The organism is Ectopseudomonas alcaliphila (genome assembly GCF_900101755.1).
GTDB lineage: Bacteria > Pseudomonadota > Gammaproteobacteria > Pseudomonadales > Pseudomonadaceae > Aquipseudomonas > Aquipseudomonas alcaliphila.
The window spans coordinates 218,207-236,737 of sequence record NZ_FNAE01000001.1 but is presented as its reverse complement, the minus strand read 5'-3'; the positions used below and the strand labels follow the sequence as shown (position 1 = coordinate 236,737).

General features: G+C 63.9%; 16 protein-coding genes. 3 read left to right on the top strand and 13 right to left on the bottom strand.

Annotated elements, in window-relative coordinates; all coding sequences use genetic code 11:
* Positions 1-7 precede the first annotated feature (7 nt).
* Both BLR77_RS01055 and BLR77_RS01050 read right to left on the bottom strand, forming a co-directional pair.
* Positions 8-853 carry an AAA family ATPase gene (locus BLR77_RS01055; protein ID WP_074675051.1) on the bottom strand — a complete coding sequence of 282 codons (846 nt, stop codon included), beginning with the start codon at positions 851-853 and terminating at the stop codon, positions 8-10.
* Between the two features lie 159 nt (positions 854-1,012).
* The gene (locus BLR77_RS01050) at positions 1,013-2,095 is read right to left on the bottom strand and encodes an AsmA family protein (RefSeq protein WP_074675050.1); all 1,083 of its coding nucleotides are present in this window, start codon (positions 2,093-2,095) and stop codon (positions 1,013-1,015) included.
* Positions 2,096-2,222: 127 nt separating this feature from the next.
* Here BLR77_RS01050 and cysK point away from each other — a divergent pair, with 127 nt between their 5' ends.
* Positions 2,223-3,194 (top strand): cysteine synthase A, encoded by a 972-nt coding sequence (gene cysK / locus BLR77_RS01045; protein WP_074675049.1) that lies wholly within the window; start codon positions 2,223-2,225, stop codon positions 3,192-3,194.
* 165 nt (positions 3,195-3,359) lie between these two features.
* Here cysK and BLR77_RS01040 read toward each other — a convergent pair whose 3' ends face one another.
* On the bottom strand, positions 3,360-4,250 hold the full coding sequence (locus tag BLR77_RS01040; RefSeq protein ID WP_074675048.1) for a DMT family transporter: 891 nt from the start codon (positions 4,248-4,250) through the stop codon (positions 3,360-3,362).
* A 176-nt stretch (positions 4,251-4,426) separates the two neighbouring features.
* On the opposite strand from BLR77_RS01040, the gene aceK reads away from it, so the two are divergent.
* Both aceK and BLR77_RS25780 read left to right on the top strand, forming a co-directional pair.
* Entirely contained in the window at positions 4,427-6,145 is a 1,719-nt protein-coding gene (gene aceK, locus BLR77_RS01035; RefSeq protein ID WP_074675047.1) for a bifunctional isocitrate dehydrogenase kinase/phosphatase, read from the top strand.
* A gap of 87 nt (positions 6,146-6,232) precedes the next feature.
* Positions 6,233-6,361, top strand: coding sequence for a PA1414 family protein (locus BLR77_RS25780; RefSeq protein ID WP_017677423.1), 129 nt, complete (start codon positions 6,233-6,235; stop codon positions 6,359-6,361).
* A gap of 6 nt (positions 6,362-6,367) precedes the next feature.
* Here the strand turns inward: BLR77_RS25780 and BLR77_RS01030 are convergent, their stop codons facing one another.
* The 10 genes from BLR77_RS01030 to BLR77_RS00985 all read right to left on the bottom strand — a co-directional run bounded on the left by BLR77_RS01030 (position 6,368) and on the right by BLR77_RS00985 (position 18,194).
* Positions 6,368-7,099: an MBL fold metallo-hydrolase gene (locus BLR77_RS01030; RefSeq protein ID WP_074675046.1), complete on the bottom strand. Its 732-nt coding sequence runs from the start codon at positions 7,097-7,099 to the stop codon at positions 6,368-6,370.
* Between the two features lie 115 nt (positions 7,100-7,214).
* Positions 7,215-8,555, bottom strand: a complete 1,341-nt coding sequence (locus BLR77_RS01025) for a purine-cytosine permease family protein (RefSeq protein ID WP_074675045.1) — start codon at positions 8,553-8,555, stop codon at positions 7,215-7,217.
* Positions 8,556-8,878: 323 nt separating this feature from the next.
* A complete protein-coding gene (locus BLR77_RS01020) occupies positions 8,879-10,480 on the bottom strand; it encodes a 5-guanidino-2-oxopentanoate decarboxylase (protein ID WP_074675044.1) in 1,602 nt (533 codons plus the stop codon).
* Between the two features lie 21 nt (positions 10,481-10,501).
* Positions 10,502-11,896 (bottom strand): YjiH family protein, encoded by a 1,395-nt coding sequence (locus BLR77_RS01015; protein ID WP_074675043.1) that lies wholly within the window; start codon positions 11,894-11,896, stop codon positions 10,502-10,504.
* Between the two features lie 79 nt (positions 11,897-11,975).
* The gene (gene speB / locus BLR77_RS01010; protein ID WP_074675042.1) at positions 11,976-12,935 is read right to left on the bottom strand and encodes an agmatinase; all 960 of its coding nucleotides are present in this window, start codon (positions 12,933-12,935) and stop codon (positions 11,976-11,978) included.
* A gap of 146 nt (positions 12,936-13,081) precedes the next feature.
* Positions 13,082-13,804 (bottom strand): class II aldolase/adducin family protein, encoded by a 723-nt coding sequence (locus tag BLR77_RS01005; protein WP_074675041.1) that lies wholly within the window; start codon positions 13,802-13,804, stop codon positions 13,082-13,084.
* Entirely contained in the window at positions 13,801-15,315 is a 1,515-nt protein-coding gene (locus tag BLR77_RS01000) for an amino acid ABC transporter permease/ATP-binding protein (protein WP_074675040.1), read from the bottom strand. The genes BLR77_RS01005 and BLR77_RS01000 overlap by 4 nt, the downstream gene beginning before the upstream one ends.
* 128 nt (positions 15,316-15,443) lie before the next feature.
* A complete protein-coding gene (locus tag BLR77_RS00995) occupies positions 15,444-16,256 on the bottom strand; it encodes an ABC transporter substrate-binding protein (RefSeq protein ID WP_074675039.1) in 813 nt (270 codons plus the stop codon).
* 45 nt (positions 16,257-16,301) lie between these two features.
* Positions 16,302-17,342 (bottom strand): isopenicillin N synthase family dioxygenase, encoded by a 1,041-nt coding sequence (locus BLR77_RS00990; RefSeq protein WP_074675038.1) that lies wholly within the window; start codon positions 17,340-17,342, stop codon positions 16,302-16,304.
* 9 nt (positions 17,343-17,351) lie between these two features.
* The gene (locus tag BLR77_RS00985; RefSeq protein WP_074675037.1) at positions 17,352-18,194 is read right to left on the bottom strand and encodes a sugar phosphate isomerase/epimerase family protein; all 843 of its coding nucleotides are present in this window, start codon (positions 18,192-18,194) and stop codon (positions 17,352-17,354) included.
* Positions 18,195-18,531: the final 337 nt, after the last annotated feature.

Sequence of the window (18,531 nt, the reverse complement as noted above, 5' to 3'; positions counted from 1 at the left end):
TGCAGTCTCAGCGCGAAGCGCGGCGGGTCATAAAGGCCAGGCGCTCGAGCAGTTGCACATCCTGCTCGTTCTTCACCAGAGCGCCGGCCAGCGGCGGGATAGCCTTGGTCGGGTCGCGTTCGCGCAGCACGGCTTCACCGATATTGTCGGCCATCAGCAGCTTGAGCCAGTCCACCAGCTCGCTGGTCGAAGGCTTCTTCTTCAGGCCCGGCACCTTGCGCACGTCGAAGAACACGTCCAGCGCCTCGGCCACCAGCTCGCCGCTGATGTTGGGGTAGTGCACGTCGACGATCTTCTTCAGCGTGTCGCGATCCGGGAAGGCGATGTAGTGGAAGAAGCAGCGGCGCAGGAAGGCGTCCGGCAGTTCCTTCTCGTTGTTCGAGGTGATGATGATGATCGGACGCTGCTTGGCCTTGATCGTCTCGTTGGTCTCGTAAACGTAGAACTCCATCTTGTCGAGTTCCTGCAACAGGTCGTTGGGGAACTCGATGTCGGCCTTGTCGATCTCGTCGATCAGCAGGATCACGCGCTCTTCGGATTCGAACGCCTCCCACAGCTTGCCCTTCTTGATGTAGTTGCGAACGTCGTGAACCTTGTCGGAATCGAGCTGCGAATCGCGCAGGCGGCTGACCGCATCGTACTCGTACAGGCCCTGGTGCGCCTTGGTGGTGGACTTGATGTGCCAGGTGATCAGGCGGGCCGAGAAGGCGTCGGCCAGTTGCTCGGCAAGCATGGTCTTGCCGGTGCCCGGCTCACCCTTGACCAGCAATGGGCGTTGCAGGGTGATGGCGGCGTTGACCGCGAGTTTGAGGTCGTCGGTGGCGACGTAGGACTGGGTGCCTTCGAACTTCATCGGTAAATCCTCGAACGGTGACGGCCGGCTGCGCCGGGCGTTCGGTATCAGGTTGAGGCGCTGACTATAACGTGCGCCCCCGCGCACTGTGAACGCAGACGCAGCATTCAGTCACTGAATGGTCGGTCACGGGGCCGTGCGATTGCCTGGACCTGTCAGCTAGGCGTCATCCTGCTGCGGCGGCGGGCGTTCGAAGCGCGGATCGAAGGCCTCGACGAAGCCATTGCGCAGAATCGCCAGGAAAGCCTGGAAGGCGCTCACTTCCTGATCATGCACGTTGCCGCTGAGCTCCACGCGGGTGGCGAACTGATCGCGACGCTGATTCTTCAGCAGGGTTTCCCCGCCGCCGACCAGTGCCTCCCACAGCGAGCGCAGCACGCCCTTGTCCTCGTCTTCGACGTCCTGCTCCCAGTCGAACACTTCCACTTCGCGCAGCAACGGCTTGATATAGCCGCTGAGCTGGGCGTCCTCGGCTTGAGCCTCGATCACCAGGTCGCCGCTGCCACGCTTGAAGTCGAAGCGGCCATAGGCACGGGCGAAGTCGTTGAAGCGGGTCAGGTCGATATCCCGCGCGCGCAGGCGCAGCTCGAATTCTTCGAACTGCTCGAACGGATCGAACGATGCCTGGGCCTCCAGCGGCGCATGACCCAACAGCAACGCCTTGCCGTCGAAGTGCGCCACCCGTTCGCCGTCGTCATCGCTGACGTTGGTGAGGTTGTACAGACTGGCGTTGATCTCGCTCGCATTCAGTTCGACTTTCGGGTCGGTGTTGAAGTTGTGGAAGCTGATGCGACCGTCGATCACCCGCAACTCGTTGAGGGTGATGGGCAGCAGCTTGTCCAGTTGGTCGCTCCAGTCGGTGCCGGCGCCGGTCTGGCTGGCCTCGCTGTCATCGCCGCCGTCGACGAAATTCAGCTGCGGCCGTTCGAAGAACACTTGCGCGACCACGGCGCGGTCTGACCAGAGTGCGCGCCAGCTCACTGCCAGATCGATCAGCGGGGCGTCGAGCAGCGGCACCGGCACATCGCCGCTGGTCTTGACGATGCGCAGGTTGTTGATGCGATAGGCGCCGCGCCACCAGGCCAGGTCGATATCGCTGATCTGGCCTTGGTAGTCGCCCATGTCGGCGAGTTTGCCGTTCAGGTAGTCGCGGATCAGCCAGGGCAGCGTGAGTTGCGCCGCCAGTACCAGCAGCAGGGCAACGAGCAGGGTCCTGAGGGGCCAGCTGTAGCGTCGTTTCATTGGACAGTCCATCGGGTGACCTGTCTTCGATTGACTGCACGCATGGCATTCTGTTCGGCTGGACTGCTGCTGCACCTGGGCATAGGCTGGTGCCTTTATCCATCGTCCACCTGCTTAGGAAGGAATCATGAGCCGCATCTTCGCTGACAACTCCCAGGCCATTGGCAATACGCCGCTGGTGATGATCAACCGCCTGGGGCCGAAAGGCGTGACCATTCTGGCCAAGATCGAGGGGCGCAACCCGGCCTATTCGGTCAAGTGCCGCATCGGCGCCAGCATGATCTGGGACGCCGAGGAGCGCGGTGTGCTCAAGCCGGGCATGACCATCGTCGAGCCGACCTCGGGCAATACCGGTATCGGCCTGGCGTTCGTCGCTGCCGCGCGCGGTTACAAGCTGGTGCTGACCATGCCGGCCTCGATGAGCCTGGAGCGACGCAAGGTGCTCAAGGCGCTCGGTGCCGAACTGGTGTTGACCGAGCCGGCCAAAGGCATGAAGGGCGCGATCGAGAAGGCCAACGAGCTGGCTGCCGCCAATCCCGAGTATTACCTGCCACAGCAGTTCGAGAACCCGGCCAACCCGGCCATCCATGAAAAGACCACTGGCCCGGAAATCTGGCGCGACACCGAAGGCGCCATCGATGTTCTTGTGGCCGGCGTTGGCACCGGCGGCACCATCACCGGGGTTTCGCGCTACATCAAGCAAACCCAGGGCAAGCCGATCCTCTCGGTTGCGGTGGAGCCGGTGGGCTCGCCCGTGATCAGCCAGACCCTGGCAGGCGATGAAGTCAAACCAGCCCCGCACAAGATTCAGGGCATCGGCGCCGGTTTCGTGCCGAAGAACCTCGACCTGGCGATGGTCGATCAGGTCGAACAGGTCAATGATGATGAAGCCAAGGCCATGGCGCTGCGCCTGATGCGCGAAGAGGGCATTCTCTGCGGGATTTCCTGCGGCGCAGCGATGGTCGCGGCGGTGCGTCTGGCCGAGAAGCCGGAGATGCAGGGCAAGACCATCGTGGTGATCCTGCCGGACTCCGGTGAGCGCTACCTGTCGAGCATGCTGTTCAGCGATATGTTCACCGAGCAGGAGCTGCAACAGTAAAGCAGCTGCAGGCAAGGGTGGATGGCGCTTTTCACATCCACCTTTTGGGTGGATCGATAAAGCGCGATCCACCTTATGGCTTGGCGACGCATGGTCTGATTGCCAGTCCGTAGCCCGGATGCAATCCGGGAAATGACACCAGCTGTGTCCCGGATTTCATCCGGGCTACGTTCTGCTCACGCTCGGCCTGACCACCAGCCAAAGCGCCAAGGCAATCAGCACGCAGCCAGGCAGGTAGTCCCAGCTCAGCGGTTCGCCCAGCAGCAGGGCGCCCCACAGCACGCCGAACGGCGGGATCAGGAAGGTGGTGGTGCTGGCCTTGATCGGCCCGATATCGGCCAGCAGGCGGAAATACAGCACGTAGGCGAACGCGGTGCAGACCAGGCCAAGGCCGGCCAGCGACAGCCATACCTCGATGCCACCCCAGCTTGGCGGTTGCTGCAGTGCCAGGCTGCCGGCGAACAGCGGCAACAGGAACAGGCTGGCCCCCGCCAGGCTGGCGAAGGCGGTCAGGCGGTTGTCCAGGCCGCCCTGCTGGCCGATCCAGCGGCGGGTGAGGAAACCGGCGAAGCCGTAGCAGGTGGTGGCCACTAGGCAGGCACCAGCGCCCAGCAGCAGTTGCATGTCGAAGGCCACCGGACCGGTGCGGGTCAGCACCGCCACGCCGAGCAGGCCGAGAAACACACCCGCCGCCTTGCTCCGTGTGATGCCTTCATGGAAGAACAACGCGCCGATCAGCACACCCATCAAGGGTGTGGTGGCGTTGAAGATTGCCGAGTAACCGGCCGGCAGGATCAGCGCCGCCAGGCAATACATGGCCGAAGGCAGGCCGGCGTTGATCACGCCCAGGCCGAGGCAGATGCGCAATTTGCCGCGAAAGTCCCAGTCACTGCGCAGCAGCAGGAGCAGCGCCAGCAGTCCCAGCGCGCCGAAGCTGGCGCGAAAGAACGCGGTTGGCATGCTGCCCAGCACCGGAGCGGCAACGCGCATGAACAGGAAGCTGGCGCCCCAGATGGCGGCGAGCAGCAGCAGGCGAAGCAGATCGGCGGTACGCAAGGCGAAGCATCCGGCAGGGTGGGGGCGAGAGTGTTGCTGCTGGGCGGGCTTCTGGCAATCCGCATTGCGCTTTCGAACGAGGTTTGTGCCAACCCGTAGCCCGGATTGCATCCGGGCTACGTTTGGCCGACTTTGCGGCTAAGCTCGCTTCACTCATTTCCTTGCGAGGCACTTCCATGGGGCAGCAATGGCCAGCCGGCGAAATCGCGCGGCTGATCCTCGATGGCTTCGACGATTACCGTGAGCATTTTCGTCAGATCACCGATGGCGCCCGCGTGCGCTTCGAGCAGGCGCAGTGGCAGGAGGCGCAGCTGGCCTCTGCGGCGCGGATCAACCTGTACGAGGAGAAGGTTGCAGAAACCCGCGAGCGTCTGCTGCAAGGGTTCGATGCTTCGTTGCTGGATGTAGGGCAATGGCCGCTGGTCAAGAGTGCCTATATCGCGCTGATCGACCTGCGGTTTGATGACGAACTGGCGGAAACCTGGTTCAACTCGATTTTCTGCAGCCTGTTCAGTCATGACCAGATCAGCGATGGCTGCATGTTCATCCATACCACCCGGCCATCGCTGCGCAACCAGCCCGGCGCAGCGCAGACGCGCAGCTATCGGCCAGCTGGCGAGCTGCACCTGGCGCTGCAGGCGATCTTCGACGACTACCGCTTCGATGCCCCTTACGAGGATCTGTCGCGCGATTTGCAGCGTCTGCAGGAGCAACTGCGTGCCAGCCTGCCGGACTGGGTCTGCAAGGATCCTGAGTTGTGCATCGAGCTGTTTTCCTCGGTGCTGTATCGCAACAAGGGCGCCTACCTGATCGGGCGCATCTACACCCGCGAGGAGCAGTGGCCGCTGGCGATCCCCTTGCTGCACCGCGAAGGGCAGGGCATCCAGGCCGATGCGGCGATTACCGACGAGGCGGAGGTGTCGATCATCTTCTCCTTCACCCGCAGCTACTTCATGGTGGACGTGGCGATTCCGGCCGAGTTCGTCGGCTTTCTCAAGCGCATCCTGCCGGGCAAACACATTGCCGAGCTGTATACCTCGATCGGCTTCTACAAGCACGGCAAGTCCGAGTTCTACCGCGCGCTGATCGGCCACCTGGCCAGCACCGATGACCGTTTCATCATGGCGCCAGGCGTGCGTGGCATGGTCATGAGCGTGTTCACGCTGCCGGGCTTCAACACCGTGTTCAAGATCATCAAGGACCGCTTCGCCCACGCCAAGACGGTGGATCGCAAGACGGTGATCGAGAAGTACCGGCTGGTGAAAAGCGTCGACCGGGTAGGGCGCATGGCCGATACCCAGGAGTTCGCCGACTTCCGCTTCCCCAAGGCCAAGTTCGAGCCCGAGTGCCTTGCCGAGCTGCTGGAAGTGGCGCCGTCGACCGTGGTGGTGGAGGGTGACACCGTGCTGGTGCGCCACTGCTGGACCGAACGGCGCATGACGCCGCTCAACCTCTACCTGGAAGGTGCCAATGAGGCGCAGGTGCGCGAGGCACTGGATGACTACGGCCTGGCCATCAAGCAACTGGCGGCGGCCAATATCTTCCCTGGTGACATGTTGCTGAAGAACTTCGGTGTCACCCGCCATGGCCGCGTGGTGTTCTACGACTACGACGAGATCTGCTTTCTCACCGAGGTGAACTTCCGGCGCATCCCGCCGCCGCGTTTCCCCGAGGACGAGATGAGCTCCGAGCCCTGGTATTCGGTGGGGCCGATGGACGTGTTTCCCGAGGAGTTTCCGCCGTTCCTGTTCGCCGATATCAGGCAGCGCAGGCTGTTCAGCCAGCTGCATGGCAATCTCTATGAGGCCGATTACTGGAAACAATTGCAGGAGGCGATCCGGGCGGGCAAGGTGATCGACGTGTTCCCCTATCGACGCAAGAGTCCGGTGATTTGACGGAGGCTGGTTGAAATCCGTTTGGCCCGGCCTAATCTTATAGGTGAGCCGTTGGCTCGTCCCTTTACTTGGCAGGAGGTCGTACCCATGCTCGCCAAGCTGCAAGAACAACTGCAAGCCCTGTTGCAGGCCCTCGGCCTTGCTCCGCAACCCCAGCCGATTCGCATCAGTGAAGCCGAGCAGCAACGCCTGCGCCGCGAGCGTCAGCGTCGCTGAAACTCGTCAGGTGAGCCGATGGGCGTCGAACCAGGCGTCTATCAGCTCGCGCATGCGCTGCCCCGAGAAACTCGCGAAATGCCCGCCGTGCACGGTGCGTACGGGCAGCTCGCGCAGGCGCGCCAGGCTGTGCGCGTAATCCTCCAGATCCGAATGGTAGGCGTCCTCGATCAACGGACCGTCGTAGAGGATGTCGCCGGAAAACAGTGTTTGCGTCCTCGCTTCCCACAGGCTGATGCCACCGGGTGAATGACCGGGTGTGTGCAGCACCTGCAATACCCGATTGCCCAGATCCAGTACGTCACCATCCTCGATCAGGCGTGTGGCCGGCGCCGCCCGTACCCGGTATTCGGCGTAGCACAGCGGGCAGTCCGGATGCGCTTCGAACATGTCGTCACCGACGAAGTCGGTGGCCAGGGTATTGGCACCGTCCGGTGCGGCGAGGATATCGGCCTCGGCCGGATGCACCAGACGCTCATCGAATTCGTGATGCCCGGCGATATGATCGAAGTGGCAATGGCTGGCCACTGCCAGCAGCGGCTTTTCGGTCAGCCACGGCAGTTGCTCGCGCAGGCTGACCAGCCCGGAACCGGAGTCGATCAGCACGTCATGCTCGCGCCCCTGCACATGCCACATGTTGCAGCGGTAGAAGGGGCGCACGTAGGGCTCGTGGATCAGGCAGATGCCGTCGTGGCGGTGCTCCACCTCGAACCAGCGGTCACGGCTGACGATTTTCATGGTGGTTCCTTAAACCGGGTTCGCACCCTGCGGTGGCCTCGGTGGCGGGTTGCACCCGCCCTACGGGGCGTCGTTTCCGGTAGGGCGGGTGCAACCCGCCACGGTTGTCATCACGCTACGCCAGCTGTGCCCGTGGTACCAGCACCCAGCGGCGTAGTACCGCGTAGCTGGCGGCGGTGATCAGGAACACCGGCAGCGAGGCGCCCCAGGCCAGCGGTGAGACCCAGCCCCAGTAGTAGGCCAGCGCCGCGCCCAGGCCGTAGGCGATGAAAGCGGCCGGGTTGAAGCCGTTCAGGTAACGGTAGCGACCGCCGTCTTCACTGAGCAGTTCATCCACCGCGTAGTCGCCCTTGTGAATCAGGAAGTAGTCGGCGATCAGCACGGCGAAGGCGGGGATGAACACGCTGCCGATCACCAGCAGGAAGTTCTGGAAGTTGTCGAGGATGCCGGGGATCTGCGAGCCGAGGATCGACAGCACGCCGATGGCCAGCGCCGGCTTCCAGAACGGGGTTTTCGGGCTGATGTTGAGGTACGACAGCGAGGCGCTGTACACGCACATGACGTTGGTGGTCATCACCGAGAGGAACACCACGATCGCCGCCGGCAGGCCGAAACCGAAGCCGGCCAGCAGCACGGCCGGGTCGTAGGTCTGCTCCATGCCGCTCAGCACCGAGAAGCCCGAGACGGTCGCGCCCAGGCCCATGGCCAGCAGGGTGGCGGCGACATAGCCGACCCAGGTGCCGATCCCCGCCACGCGTTGGCTACGGCAGTTGCGGTTGTAGTCGGCGGCCAGGGGAATCCAGGAAAACGCGGTGGCGATGACGATATCGAAGGCAATGCCGGGGGTGATTTCGTTGCGCGGTTCGGTGGGCATGGCCAAGAGGCTGTCGAACTCGAACTTCTGCCCCATCACGTAGAACACCGCGCCGGCCAGCAGGAGCATGCCGATGGCGGCCCAGCGCTCGACCCGCTCGATGCCCAGGTGGCCGCGCAGGGCGATCAGCAGCACCAGGGCTTCGCAGAGGATGGTGAACAGCGGCAGGTTGGAGTAGCCGGTCAGGTGCTCCACCGCGTAGTTCAGGCTCATGCCGGCCAGCAGTGCCTGGATCCAGCTCCAGGCCAGCAAAGTCAGCAGATTGACCAACGACGGCAGCTTGGCGCCATGCACGCCGTAACTGCCGCGTGCCAGCACCATGGTGGTCAGGCCGCTGCGCTGGCCCATCAGGCCGACCAGTACCAGCGGCAGGATGCCGATGCCCGAACCGATCAGCACGATAAGCATGGCTTGGGTGAATTTCAGATCCGGCACTAGCAGCATGCCGGTAAGGATGGTGGTGACCACCACGTTGGCGCCCAACCACAGGGCGATGGTGCCACCGAGGCCGAGGCTGCGATGCGCTTTATCGGTTGGGGCCAGACCGTCCTGGCCGAAATGCTGGCTGAGATTCTTGAACATGGAACGACTCCCCGATGCTTGATTATTGGTATTGGTGGGCGGCAGTCAGTGATACAGCTGAATCTTGTGGTTATGTCCGTAGCCCGGATGTAATCCGTGGCGGGGATGTCGCGGCTAACAGGCTGTTGAAAAACTACCTGCGTTGCCATTGCTGCGTTAAAAACAGGCTCAAAATGCTCATTTACAACTCGTAAACTGCGCTTTTTCGCCTGTTTTTGCCTTGCACTGGCTGCCTCGCCTACGTTTTTCAACGGCCTGCTAAAGCCCCTCCTACAGGGGCACCTCGATTTCCGTGGGAGGGGCTTTAGCCGCGATCAATGTCGTCAGGGATGAAAGGGTGCGGCCTCCTGCACTTCGATGATCAAGGGACGATCATGCGGCGCGCTGCGCAGCAACTCGGTCAGATGCGCATGGTCACGCGCACGCTCGGCGGCGCAGCCAAAGCCACGGGCGATAGCCAGCAGATCTGGTGTGTAGATGTCGACGGCAATTGGGGTGATGTCGCGGCGCTGCATGTAGCGCTTGATCTCGCCGTAGCCGGCGTTGTTCCACAGCAGCACGATGATGCCGACCCTTGCCTCTACGGCACTGGCCAGCTCGGCGATGGTGAACTGAATACCGCCATCGCCCATCAGGCTGATCACTGGTCGCGTCGGTTCGGCCAGCTTGGCGCCGATGGCCGCCGGCAGGCCATAGCCGAGGGTGCCGTAGCCGGTGGAGGCGTTGAACCAGCGCCGGGTGCCGTCCAGTTCGACCAGGTGGTTGCCGCTGTACACGGTCTGCGTCGAGTCGCCGACGAAGCGGGCATCCGGCAGGGCATCGAGGATGCAATCGAACAGCTGTCGGTAATGCGCCCAGCCGCTGAAGTCTTGGTTCAGGCGCGCCTGCACGGCTGCGGTACGCCGGGCGCCGGGGCTGCTCGTGTTGGCTTCGCGCGGGTCGAACTCGGCCAGCAGCATGCGCATGGCTACCCGAGCATCGCCCTGGATCGCCAGGTGCGGAGTGAAGTTGCGCTGCAGCTGCTGGGCATCGATGTCGATGCGGATCAGCCGGCCGGGCAGGCGGAAGTCGCCGTCGAACACCACGTCGTAGTCGGTCTCGCCCAGCTCGGTGCCGATGGCCAGTACCACATCGGCTTCCAGCGCCAGGTCGCGCACCGGACGCAGCGACTGGTTGCTGCCCAGCAGCAACGGATGGCCCGGCGGCAACAGGCCCTTGGCATTGATGGTCAGCGCGGTCGGTATATCCAGGGCGCTGGCCAGGGCGCGAGCTTCGGATTCGGCAGCCACGCAGCCACCACCGAGCAGCAGCAGGGGGCGTTCGGCCTGCCTGAGCAGGCCGGCGGCCTCACGGATCAGCGTGCGGTTGGGCGCCGGGCGGCGCACGGTCGGCCGTGGCGCCGGGGTCATGTGCGTGGCGTCGGCGGTGATGATGTCCAGCGGCAGCTCGATATGCACCGGGCGCGGCCGCTCGCCTTCGAACACGGCGAAGGCGCGGGCCAGCACGCCGGGCAGTTCATCGACGCTCATCAGGGTGTGGCTGAACGCGGTGACGCCGGCGGTCATCGCCCGCTGGTTGGGCAGTTCGTGCAAGTAGCCCTTGCCCAGGCCGAGGCGTGCGCGTTCGTTGACGCTGGAAATCACCAGCATCGGGATCGAGTCGGCATAGGCCTGGCCCATCGCGGTGAGGATGTTGGTTATCCCGGGGCCGGTGATGATGAAGCACACTCCCGGCTTGCCCGAGACGCGGGCATAGCCGTCGGCCATGAAGCCGGCGCCCTGTTCATGGCGCGGGGTGATGTGGCGGATGCTGCTCGATGGCAGGCCGCGATAGAGCTCGACGGTGTGCACGCCGGGGATGCCGAACACGGTGTCGACGCCCCAGGCTTCCAGTTGCTTGACGAGAAATTCGCCGCAGGTGGTCATGGTCAGGTCCTTGTGTCGACGTCAGCCGACGATCCAGTGCGCCATCAGCGCGATGATCGGCAGGGTGATCAGGGTGCGGATGATGAAGATGACGAACAGCTCGAGCAGATTCAGCGGCAGCTTGGCCTTGATGATCAGCACGCCGACTTCGGACATGTAGATCAGCTGGGTCAGCGATACGCAGGCCACCACGAAACGGGTCAGTTCGCTCTCGATGCCCTTGCCCAGCACCGCTGGCAGGAACATGTCGGCGAAGCCCACCAGCATCGCCGGCGCTGCCTTGGTGGCTTCCGGCAGTTGCAGCAGCTCGAGAAGCGGCACGATGGGAGCGGACAGCCAGTTGAAGATCGGGGTGAACTCGGCGATGGCCAACGATACCGTGCCAATGGCCATTACCAGCGGCAGCAGGCCCAGCCAGATATCGACCACGTTGTGCACGCCGACCTTGACCATCTGCCCCGGCGAGGGATTGGCGTTGGCGCGCCTGACCGCCTGCAGCAGGCCCCAACGCAGCAGCGAGGTGCCGGCCGGCACGTCTTCCTTGATCTGCTTGCCGACGCCGGCGACGTACTCGTCCTTCTTCCACGACAGCGGTGGAATACGCGGGGTGATGATGGCGGCAGCCAGACCGGCGACCACCACGGTCAGGTAGAAGGGCACGAACAGATGGTCGAGCTTCATGAAACTGGTGATCAGCAGGCTGAAGGCGATCGAGGCGATGGAGAAGTTGGTGGCGATCACTGCCGCTTCCCGCGCGCTGTAGAAACCCTTCTGGTACTGCTGCGCGGTGATCAGCACGCCGACGGTGCCGGAGCCGAGCCAACTGGCGATGGCATCGATGGCCGAGCGTCCCGGTAAGCCGAAGATCTTGCGGAACACATTGCGCACCACGGTGCCGATGAACTCCATCAGGCCGTAGTCGGTAAGCAGCGGCAGGATCAGGCCAGCGACCAGGAAGAAGGTGATCAACACCGGCGCCAGGTCTTTCAACACTACCCCGCCGGTATTGGCATTCCACACCCATTCCGGGCCGAACTGCCAGAACGTCATGGCCGCGAACAGCCCGCCGAGCACGCGCAGGGCGAGCCACAGCGGCGGCAACACGAACAGGTCGTTCAGCGCACGACGCTCGGTGAGCCAGCGTGGCTTGAGCAGGCTGCCGAACAGGCCGAGGGCGGCGGAGAGCAGCAACAGCGCGGTGGCGATGGCGGGCAGCCAGTCGCTAAAGCCGGCTTTGAGGGCATCGGCCATCACGCCGAGGCCGATGGTGACCTTTTCTTCATAAACGATGGGGGTGAGAAACAGCAGCACGCCGAGCAGCGAGGGGATCAGGAAGATCAGCAACTGGCGCAAGCTGTAGGAGGTATCGGCCGGCGGCTGGTCGTCCAGCAGCGGCATGGCTTCTTCGCGATTCATCTGGGCACCCTGATTTGTTGTTGTAGGGATGTACCGGACGCCTCGCGGGGCGCCCGGGCGGAGCAATAAAAGCCGGAGGTCAGCGGCGCTGAACCCCCGGAAGCACGCAGAGCATTTCGTACAACAGGTTGGCACCGAGCAGCGAGGTGTTGCCGGTGGTGTCGTAGGGTGGCGAGACCTCCACCAGGTCGCCGCCGATCAGGTCCAGGCCTGCGCAGCCACGGATGATCTCGATGGCCTGGATGGTGGTCAGGCCGCCGATTTCCGGGGTGCCGGTGCCGGGGGCCCAGGCTGGGTCGATGCCGTCGATATCGAACGACAGGTACACCGGGCCGCCGCCGACCTTCTCGCGCACTTCGGCCATCAGCGGCTCCAGCGACTTGTGCCAGCACTCTTCGGCCTGCACCACGCGAAAGCCCTGCTTGCGGCTCCAGTTGAAGTCTTCGGCGGTGTAGCCCTGGGCGCGCAGGCCGATCTGCACCACGCGCTGGCTGTCGAGCAGGCCTTCTTCCTGGGCGCGGCGGAAGGTGGTGCCGTGGGCGATCTTCTCGCCGAACATGTGATCGTTGACATCGGCGTGGGCGTCGATATGCACCAGGCCGATCTTGCCGTGCTTCTTGTGCAGGGCGCGCAGGATCGGCAGGGTGATGGTGTGGTCGCCACCCAGGGTCAGCGGCTTGATGCCGAGTTCGACGATCTCGTCGTAGGCCTCTTCGATGATGCGCACGGCGTCGAGCAGATTGAAGGTGTTGATCGCCACATCGCCGATATCGGCCACGTTGAGCGAGTCGAAGGGGGCGGCACCGGTGGCCATGTTGTACGGGCGGATCATCACCGACTGGGCGCGAATCTCGCGCGGGCCGAAGCGGGTGCCGGAGCGCAGCGAGGTGCCGATGTCCAGCGGCACGCCGACGAAGGCGGCATCGAGCTGGCGTTTTTCCTCGGGGCTCTGGATATGGGGCAGGCGCATCATGGTGGCGATGCCGCCGAAGCGGGGCATTTCATTGCCGCCCAGGGGCTGGTGGAAAGTCTTGTCCATGGGTAGGCCTCAGGCTCGTTCTGGTTGTGGCCGGATTCTTGGCCGGCCAGGCGCTGGGAAAAATCGGCTGGGGCAAAAACTTACTTCAGGATTGTTTGAAGTAAAGCTGTAAGCCCCGGTTCATAAGGTGCGGCGTGGCGCGCACCTCAGTCGCGGTAACTGGTATCGAGGCGATCGAGCTTGCGCAGCCAGGCCTGCCACAGCAGTTGGCGCTGCCATTCGGCGCCCTGCAACTGTTCGCAGGCATGCTGCGACAGGTGCGTCGGAATCTCGCTGCAGGCCTGGCCGCCGCCAGTGGCGGCGAGCTGGATCTCGCAGGCGCGGTTCAGGTAATACATGACGTAGAAAGCATCGGCGACGCTGGCACCGACGCTGAGCAGGCCATGGTGGTGCAACAGCAGGGCGATGTTGTCGCCCAGCGAGGCCTGGATGCGCGCGCGTTCTTCCAGATCCAGCGCCACGCCTTCGTAGGCGTGGTAACCCAGGCGCTGGTGGAACTCGGTGCTGATCTGGTTGAGTTGCAGCAGGCCGGCGTCCTGCGCGGCCACTGCCATGCCTGCCAGGGTATGGGTGTGGATCACGCAATGGGCATCGTCGCGGGCCATGTGCACGGCGCTGTGGATGGTGAAACCGGCGACGTTGTAATCGGCGTTGCCTTCGACCACCTTGCCGTGCATGTCCACCACGATCAGGTCGCTGGCGCGAACTTCCTCGAAGAACAGGCCGAACGGGTTGATCAGAAAGCGCGGCTCGCCAGCGCCCGGCAGACGTACCGAGAAGTGGGTGTAGAGGGTATCGTCCCAGCCGAACAGGGCGGCCAGGCGGTAGGCTGCGGCCAGGTCGCGGCGCAGGGTGGCGATGTCGTTCATGCGTTTTCCAGGCCGATGAAGCGGCGTACGCGTTCGTGGTCGCCCTGGCGGATGGCGGCGGGTGAGGCGTCGAGCTGGACATGACCGTCTTCCATGAACAGCACGCGGTCGGAAATCGACAGGGCAAAGTCCATCTCGTGGGTGACGATCAGCATGGTCATGCCTTCGCGGGCCAGGTCGCGGATCACCGCGAGCACGTCGCCCACCAGCTCCGGGTCGAGCGCCGAAGTGGGCTCGTCGAACAGCATGATGTCCGGCTGCATGGCCAGGGCGCGGGCGATGGCCACGCGCTGTTGCTGGCCGCCGGAGAGCTGGTGCGGATACTTGTCGGCGTGGGCCAGCAGGCCGACCTTGTCCAGCAGCGCCAGGGCTTGCCGGCGCAGTTCGGCGGTATCACCCAGGCCGTGATAGCGCGGCGCGAGCAGGACGTTGTCGACGATGGTGCGGTGGGGGAACAGGTTGAGGCTCTGGAACACCATGCCGATGCGCCGCACGCCGTCACGCTGGCGGCGGTTCTCGGGGCGGTCACCGGCCTGGATGAAGCTCTCGCCGAACAGCACGATCTCACCTTCGTCGATACTCTCCAGGCCGTTGACGGTGCGGATCAGCGATGTCTTGCCGGAGCCGGACGGGCCGATGATGGAAATCACCTCGCCAGGCTGCACGCTCAGGTCGATGCCCTTGAGTACGTGGTGGTCGCCGTAGTGCTTGTGGATATTGCTCAGGTACAGCGCCGCCGGAGTACCTGGCTCACGAACCCGGGTGTTGCCAGCCGCCACCTGTGGCAGGCCGCTGCGCAGCTTGGCCACCTGGGCATCGCCGAGGGTGCCCGGTTTGCGCCGGCCCAGGTCGAGGTGGCGCTCCAGGTACTGCAGGCCCCAGCCGAACAGGCTGACGATCAGCACGTAGTACACGGCCACGGCGCCGAGGGTTTCCAGCACCAGGAAGTTCTGCGCGTAAAGGCGCTGGCCGACCAGCAGCAGTTCGCTGAGGGAGATCACCGAGACCAGCGAGGTCAGCTTGACGATGGTCACGTACTCGTTGGTCAGGGTCGGCAGGGCGATGCGAAAGGCCTGCGGCACGACGATCAGCCGCTGGGTGCCAAGCCGGCCAATACCCAGGGCACGGGCGGCTTCGCGCTGCCCTTTAGCCACCGACAACAAGCCCCCACGATGGATTTCCGCCATGTATGCCGCTTCTGTCAGTACCAGGGCGAACAGGCCGGCGTAGAACGGATTGGACAGCACCTTGCCGCTGGCAGGCATGAGCTGCGGCAGGTTGTAGACGAAGATCAGCAGCACCAGCAGCGGCACGCTGCGAAAGAACCACACGTAGATCGCGGCTGGTGCGTTGAGCCAGCGACTGGCGGCCTGCTTGGCACTGGCCAGGCCGAAGCCGAGCACAAGGCCGAGCAGCCAGGCCAGGCTACTGAGTTTCACCACAGTCCAGCACGCGGCCCAGAAGGCCGGCATGGAAAACAGGGAGAGGAAATAGCTCCATTCGAACGGCATATGGGGCACCTGTGACTCAAGCCGAAAAGGGGCAGGCCGGATCAAGGACCGGCCTGTGGGGTGAAGCGGTCATTCAACGCAGCGGCCGCGGGCGAGTCATGACGACATGACTCGCCCACGGAATTACCTCAGGCTTCTTCTAGGTTGTATTTCTTCAGCAGTTCGGCGTACTCGCCGCTGGCCTTGAACTCGTCCAGCGCGGTTTTCAGGGCGTCAAGCAGTTGGGCGTTGCCCTTCTTCACGTAGATGCCCAGCACCTGCGGATAGATCGAACCTTGGGAGCTGATGGCGATGCGGCCACGGGATTTCTCGATGATCAGCAGTGACGCCGCATCGATCTCCAGATGCGCCTGGATATGCCCGGAGAGCAGCGCCTGGGACGTTTCGGCGGTGGTCGGGTACTGGTTGATGGTGATGGCGCCGGCTCCCTGTTCCTTGCAGTAGCCATCGGAGACCTTTTGCAGTGCCGGAATCCACGAAGTGCCTTGCTGCAGGCCAACGGTCAGGCCGCACAGTTCTTCAGGGGTAGCCGGTTTCTTCGCGGCGTCGCTGCGCACCATGATCGCCGCGCCGGTCTTGGCGTAGGGGATGGCATCGGCCTTCTCCAGTCGCTCCGGGAGGATGTACATGCCGGAAATGATGGTGTCGAAGCGGCCAGCGTCGAGGCCGAGGATCAGGTTGGGAAAGGTGATGTCGCTGAAGCTGGCGCTCAGCCCTAAACGCTTGGCCAGAGCCGCCGAAACTTCCGGGTCGAAGCCTTTCACCTTGTCGCCTTCGTAGTATTCGAACGGTGGGTAGGAAATCTCCATGCCCACCTTCAGCTCGCCACTAGAGAGGGTCTTGGGTGTTTCGGCGGCGTGAGCGGCGCCGAACTGGAACAGGCCGGCGAGGGTGCAGGCGAGGGCCAGGGCGGTGGTGCGCAGCGGGGTGCGGTTTGCCATTGTGCTTATCTCCGGATCAGTTTTTTGTGTTGGCAGTGGGGAAAGTCACAGCGCGCTCGGCTGGTGCTTCAGGTGGCCGAAGCTGGATGGCGCGCGGGCGCGTTCGGGCAGCTGCAACTGGCCGTCCTCGACGCGCTTCTTGAGGTATTGGTAGGTCTGCAGCGCCTGGCTCCACATGTGCTCGCCGATGCTGATGGTTTCGTAGCTCTGGCCGGTGGCCTCGAACTGCGGCAGCGGGCGGATCTGCGTGTGGTAGTCGCAGGCATAGAAGAACGGGAAGGAGTAGCGCTCCTGGCTGACCTTGCGCACGCGGTGCGAAGTGGCGACGAAGGTGCCGGCGCTCATCACCTCGAGCATGTCGCCGATGTTGACGACGAAGGTGCCTGCGCGCGGCGGGGCGTCGATCCACTGGCCGAGGTCGTTCATTACCTCCAGCCCCGGACGGTCGGCAAGCAGGATGGTGAAGCACTCGTAGTCGGTGTGGGCGCCGATGCCGGGTGCATCATGGGCGTCGCCGTCGAAGGGGTAGTGGATCAGGCGCAGCTTCGACGGTGGGAACTTGGCCATCTCGTCGAAAGTGTTTTCCGGCAGGCCGAGGGCCAGGGCGAAGCCGCGAAACAGCGTGCGGCCGAGCTGGAAGATGCGCGCGTAGTAGGCCTGCACCGCCTCCTTGAAATTAGGCAGAGTGGGCCAGTCGTTGGGCCCCAGCAGCGGCGTGCCGGCCAGTACCAGCGGGTTGTCGGCGGGCACTTCGAAGCCGATGTCGAAGGCTTCTTTGTGGTCCGGCTTGCCGGCGCCGTAGCGCTCCTCGCCCTCGGGCACGAAGCCCTTGTGGCTGGCCGATGTGCCGATGTAGTGGTGCATCTTGGCGTCCAGCGGCTGGGCGAAGTAGTCCTCGGCGGCGCGGTGCAGCCCGTCGATCAGCGTCTGCTCGATGCCATGGCCGCTGATGTAGAGAAAGCCCACCTCGCGCGCGGCGCGGCCCAGTTCCTCGGCCACGGCCAGGCGTGCGGCCGGGTCGCTGCTGAACAGGCCGGCGATATCGACCACGGGGATTTCGGTGAAATGCTTGGCGTTGGTGTTCATCACGGTTCCTCAGCGACTGGTGAAACGGTGGAAGTGCTGGCGCTCGCAGCGCGCCATCCACTGATTGAGCTGCCAAAGGTCGGCCACCGGTACGTCGGTGAAGGGCAGGTGGTGCAGGTAGCCGTCCGGGCCGAATTCGGGGGTCAGGGTGGTGCTCTGCAGGCCGCGCTTTTCCTGGCTGCTCCAGATGCTTTCCCAGTGGCGCTGGTGGAAGGCCAGCACCTCGGCGTACTCCGGCGCGCCGGGGTGTGGCACCTGTGGGCCCTGGTCATAGCCCACGCGGGCCTGGATGTGGTCGACCCGCTCGATGAAGGCGGAGAGGTCGTCGGCGGGGTCGTCGAGCAGGCGTTCGCAGGTCACCAGCCAGTGGCTGATATCGCTGGTGAAGCGCAATTCGGGTACCTGACGGATCACGTCCAGCGTGATCCAGGGGCTGTACAGCGAGCGGCCGCGATGAATCTCGAAACAGACGTGAAGGCCGCAGGCCGAGGCCAGTTCGACGGCATGGGCGAAGAAATCGACCTGCTCGCTCAGCGCCCAGCGATCATTGCCGGGCAGCACGTTGACCAGGCGCGGGCTCAGCTCGGCGGCCCAGTCGAGTTTCATGCGCAGGTCTTCGAGGTGCACCTGCGGGCTATCGCTCTGGCGTGGCAATACCGGTGTGGAGGTGAACAGGGTGGCGATATAGGGGATGTTCTGCTCGCGCAGCAGACGGGCATTGATGGCGCGCTGCGCGGCAGCCTCGGGAATGCGCGCTTCGATACCGTCGAAGCCGGCGCTGAGGGCTTCGTCGAGCGCTTGCTGCCAACTGCCGCGATAACCCCAGAGGGTGCGGAAGATTTCCAGTCGCATGGCCGTCTCCTGAAGAGGGCGAGGGTCAGCGGCAGATTGGCAAGGGGCGTGGTGTGGCGCCCGGTGGCGGCCGATTCGAGTCGGCGCCTGGTTATGGCGGCATTGTTGGCTCAGCCTGCGAATGGGTTAAATCGCATCGAACAAATACTTAGTTCAGTGATTGCTGAACTATTGCTACGACGTGCGTTGCCCCGGATTTCATCCGGGCTACCAAGCTAGCGCCGCTCCGTAGGGTGCGCCGTGCGCACCAGTCGTTTCGCCGGTCTGTGCCTGGAACAGGGCTGTGCAGTCTTGTAGCCCGGATGCAATCCGGGGAAATAGGCTGGGTGTTGTCCCG

Coding starts and splice junctions, on each gene's coding strand:
- BLR77_RS01000 (WP_074675040.1), bottom strand. CDS start 15,315: ATGCCGTTCGAATGGAGCTATTTCCTCTCCCTGTTTTCCATGCCGGCC.
- speB (WP_074675042.1), bottom strand. CDS start 12,935: ATGGACAAGACTTTCCACCAGCCCCTGGGCGGCAATGAAATGCCCCGC.
- BLR77_RS00990 (WP_074675038.1), bottom strand. CDS start 17,342: ATGAACACCAACGCCAAGCATTTCACCGAAATCCCCGTGGTCGATATC.
- BLR77_RS01030 (WP_074675046.1), bottom strand. CDS start 7,099: ATGAAAATCGTCAGCCGTGACCGCTGGTTCGAGGTGGAGCACCGCCAC.
- BLR77_RS01055 (WP_074675051.1), bottom strand. CDS start 853: ATGAAGTTCGAAGGCACCCAGTCCTACGTCGCCACCGACGACCTCAAA.
- aceK (WP_074675047.1), top strand. CDS start 4,427: ATGGGGCAGCAATGGCCAGCCGGCGAAATCGCGCGGCTGATCCTCGAT.
- BLR77_RS01025 (WP_074675045.1), bottom strand. CDS start 8,555: ATGTTCAAGAATCTCAGCCAGCATTTCGGCCAGGACGGTCTGGCCCCA.
- BLR77_RS25780 (WP_017677423.1), top strand. CDS start 6,233: ATGCTCGCCAAGCTGCAAGAACAACTGCAAGCCCTGTTGCAGGCCCTC.
- BLR77_RS01020 (WP_074675044.1), bottom strand. CDS start 10,480: ATGACCACCTGCGGCGAATTTCTCGTCAAGCAACTGGAAGCCTGGGGC.
- BLR77_RS00995 (WP_074675039.1), bottom strand. CDS start 16,256: ATGGCAAACCGCACCCCGCTGCGCACCACCGCCCTGGCCCTCGCCTGC.
- BLR77_RS01015 (WP_074675043.1), bottom strand. CDS start 11,896: ATGAATCGCGAAGAAGCCATGCCGCTGCTGGACGACCAGCCGCCGGCC.
- cysK (WP_074675049.1), top strand. CDS start 2,223: ATGAGCCGCATCTTCGCTGACAACTCCCAGGCCATTGGCAATACGCCG.
- BLR77_RS01005 (WP_074675041.1), bottom strand. CDS start 13,804: ATGAACGACATCGCCACCCTGCGCCGCGACCTGGCCGCAGCCTACCGC.
- BLR77_RS01050 (WP_074675050.1), bottom strand. CDS start 2,095: ATGAAACGACGCTACAGCTGGCCCCTCAGGACCCTGCTCGTTGCCCTG.
- BLR77_RS00985 (WP_074675037.1), bottom strand. CDS start 18,194: ATGCGACTGGAAATCTTCCGCACCCTCTGGGGTTATCGCGGCAGTTGG.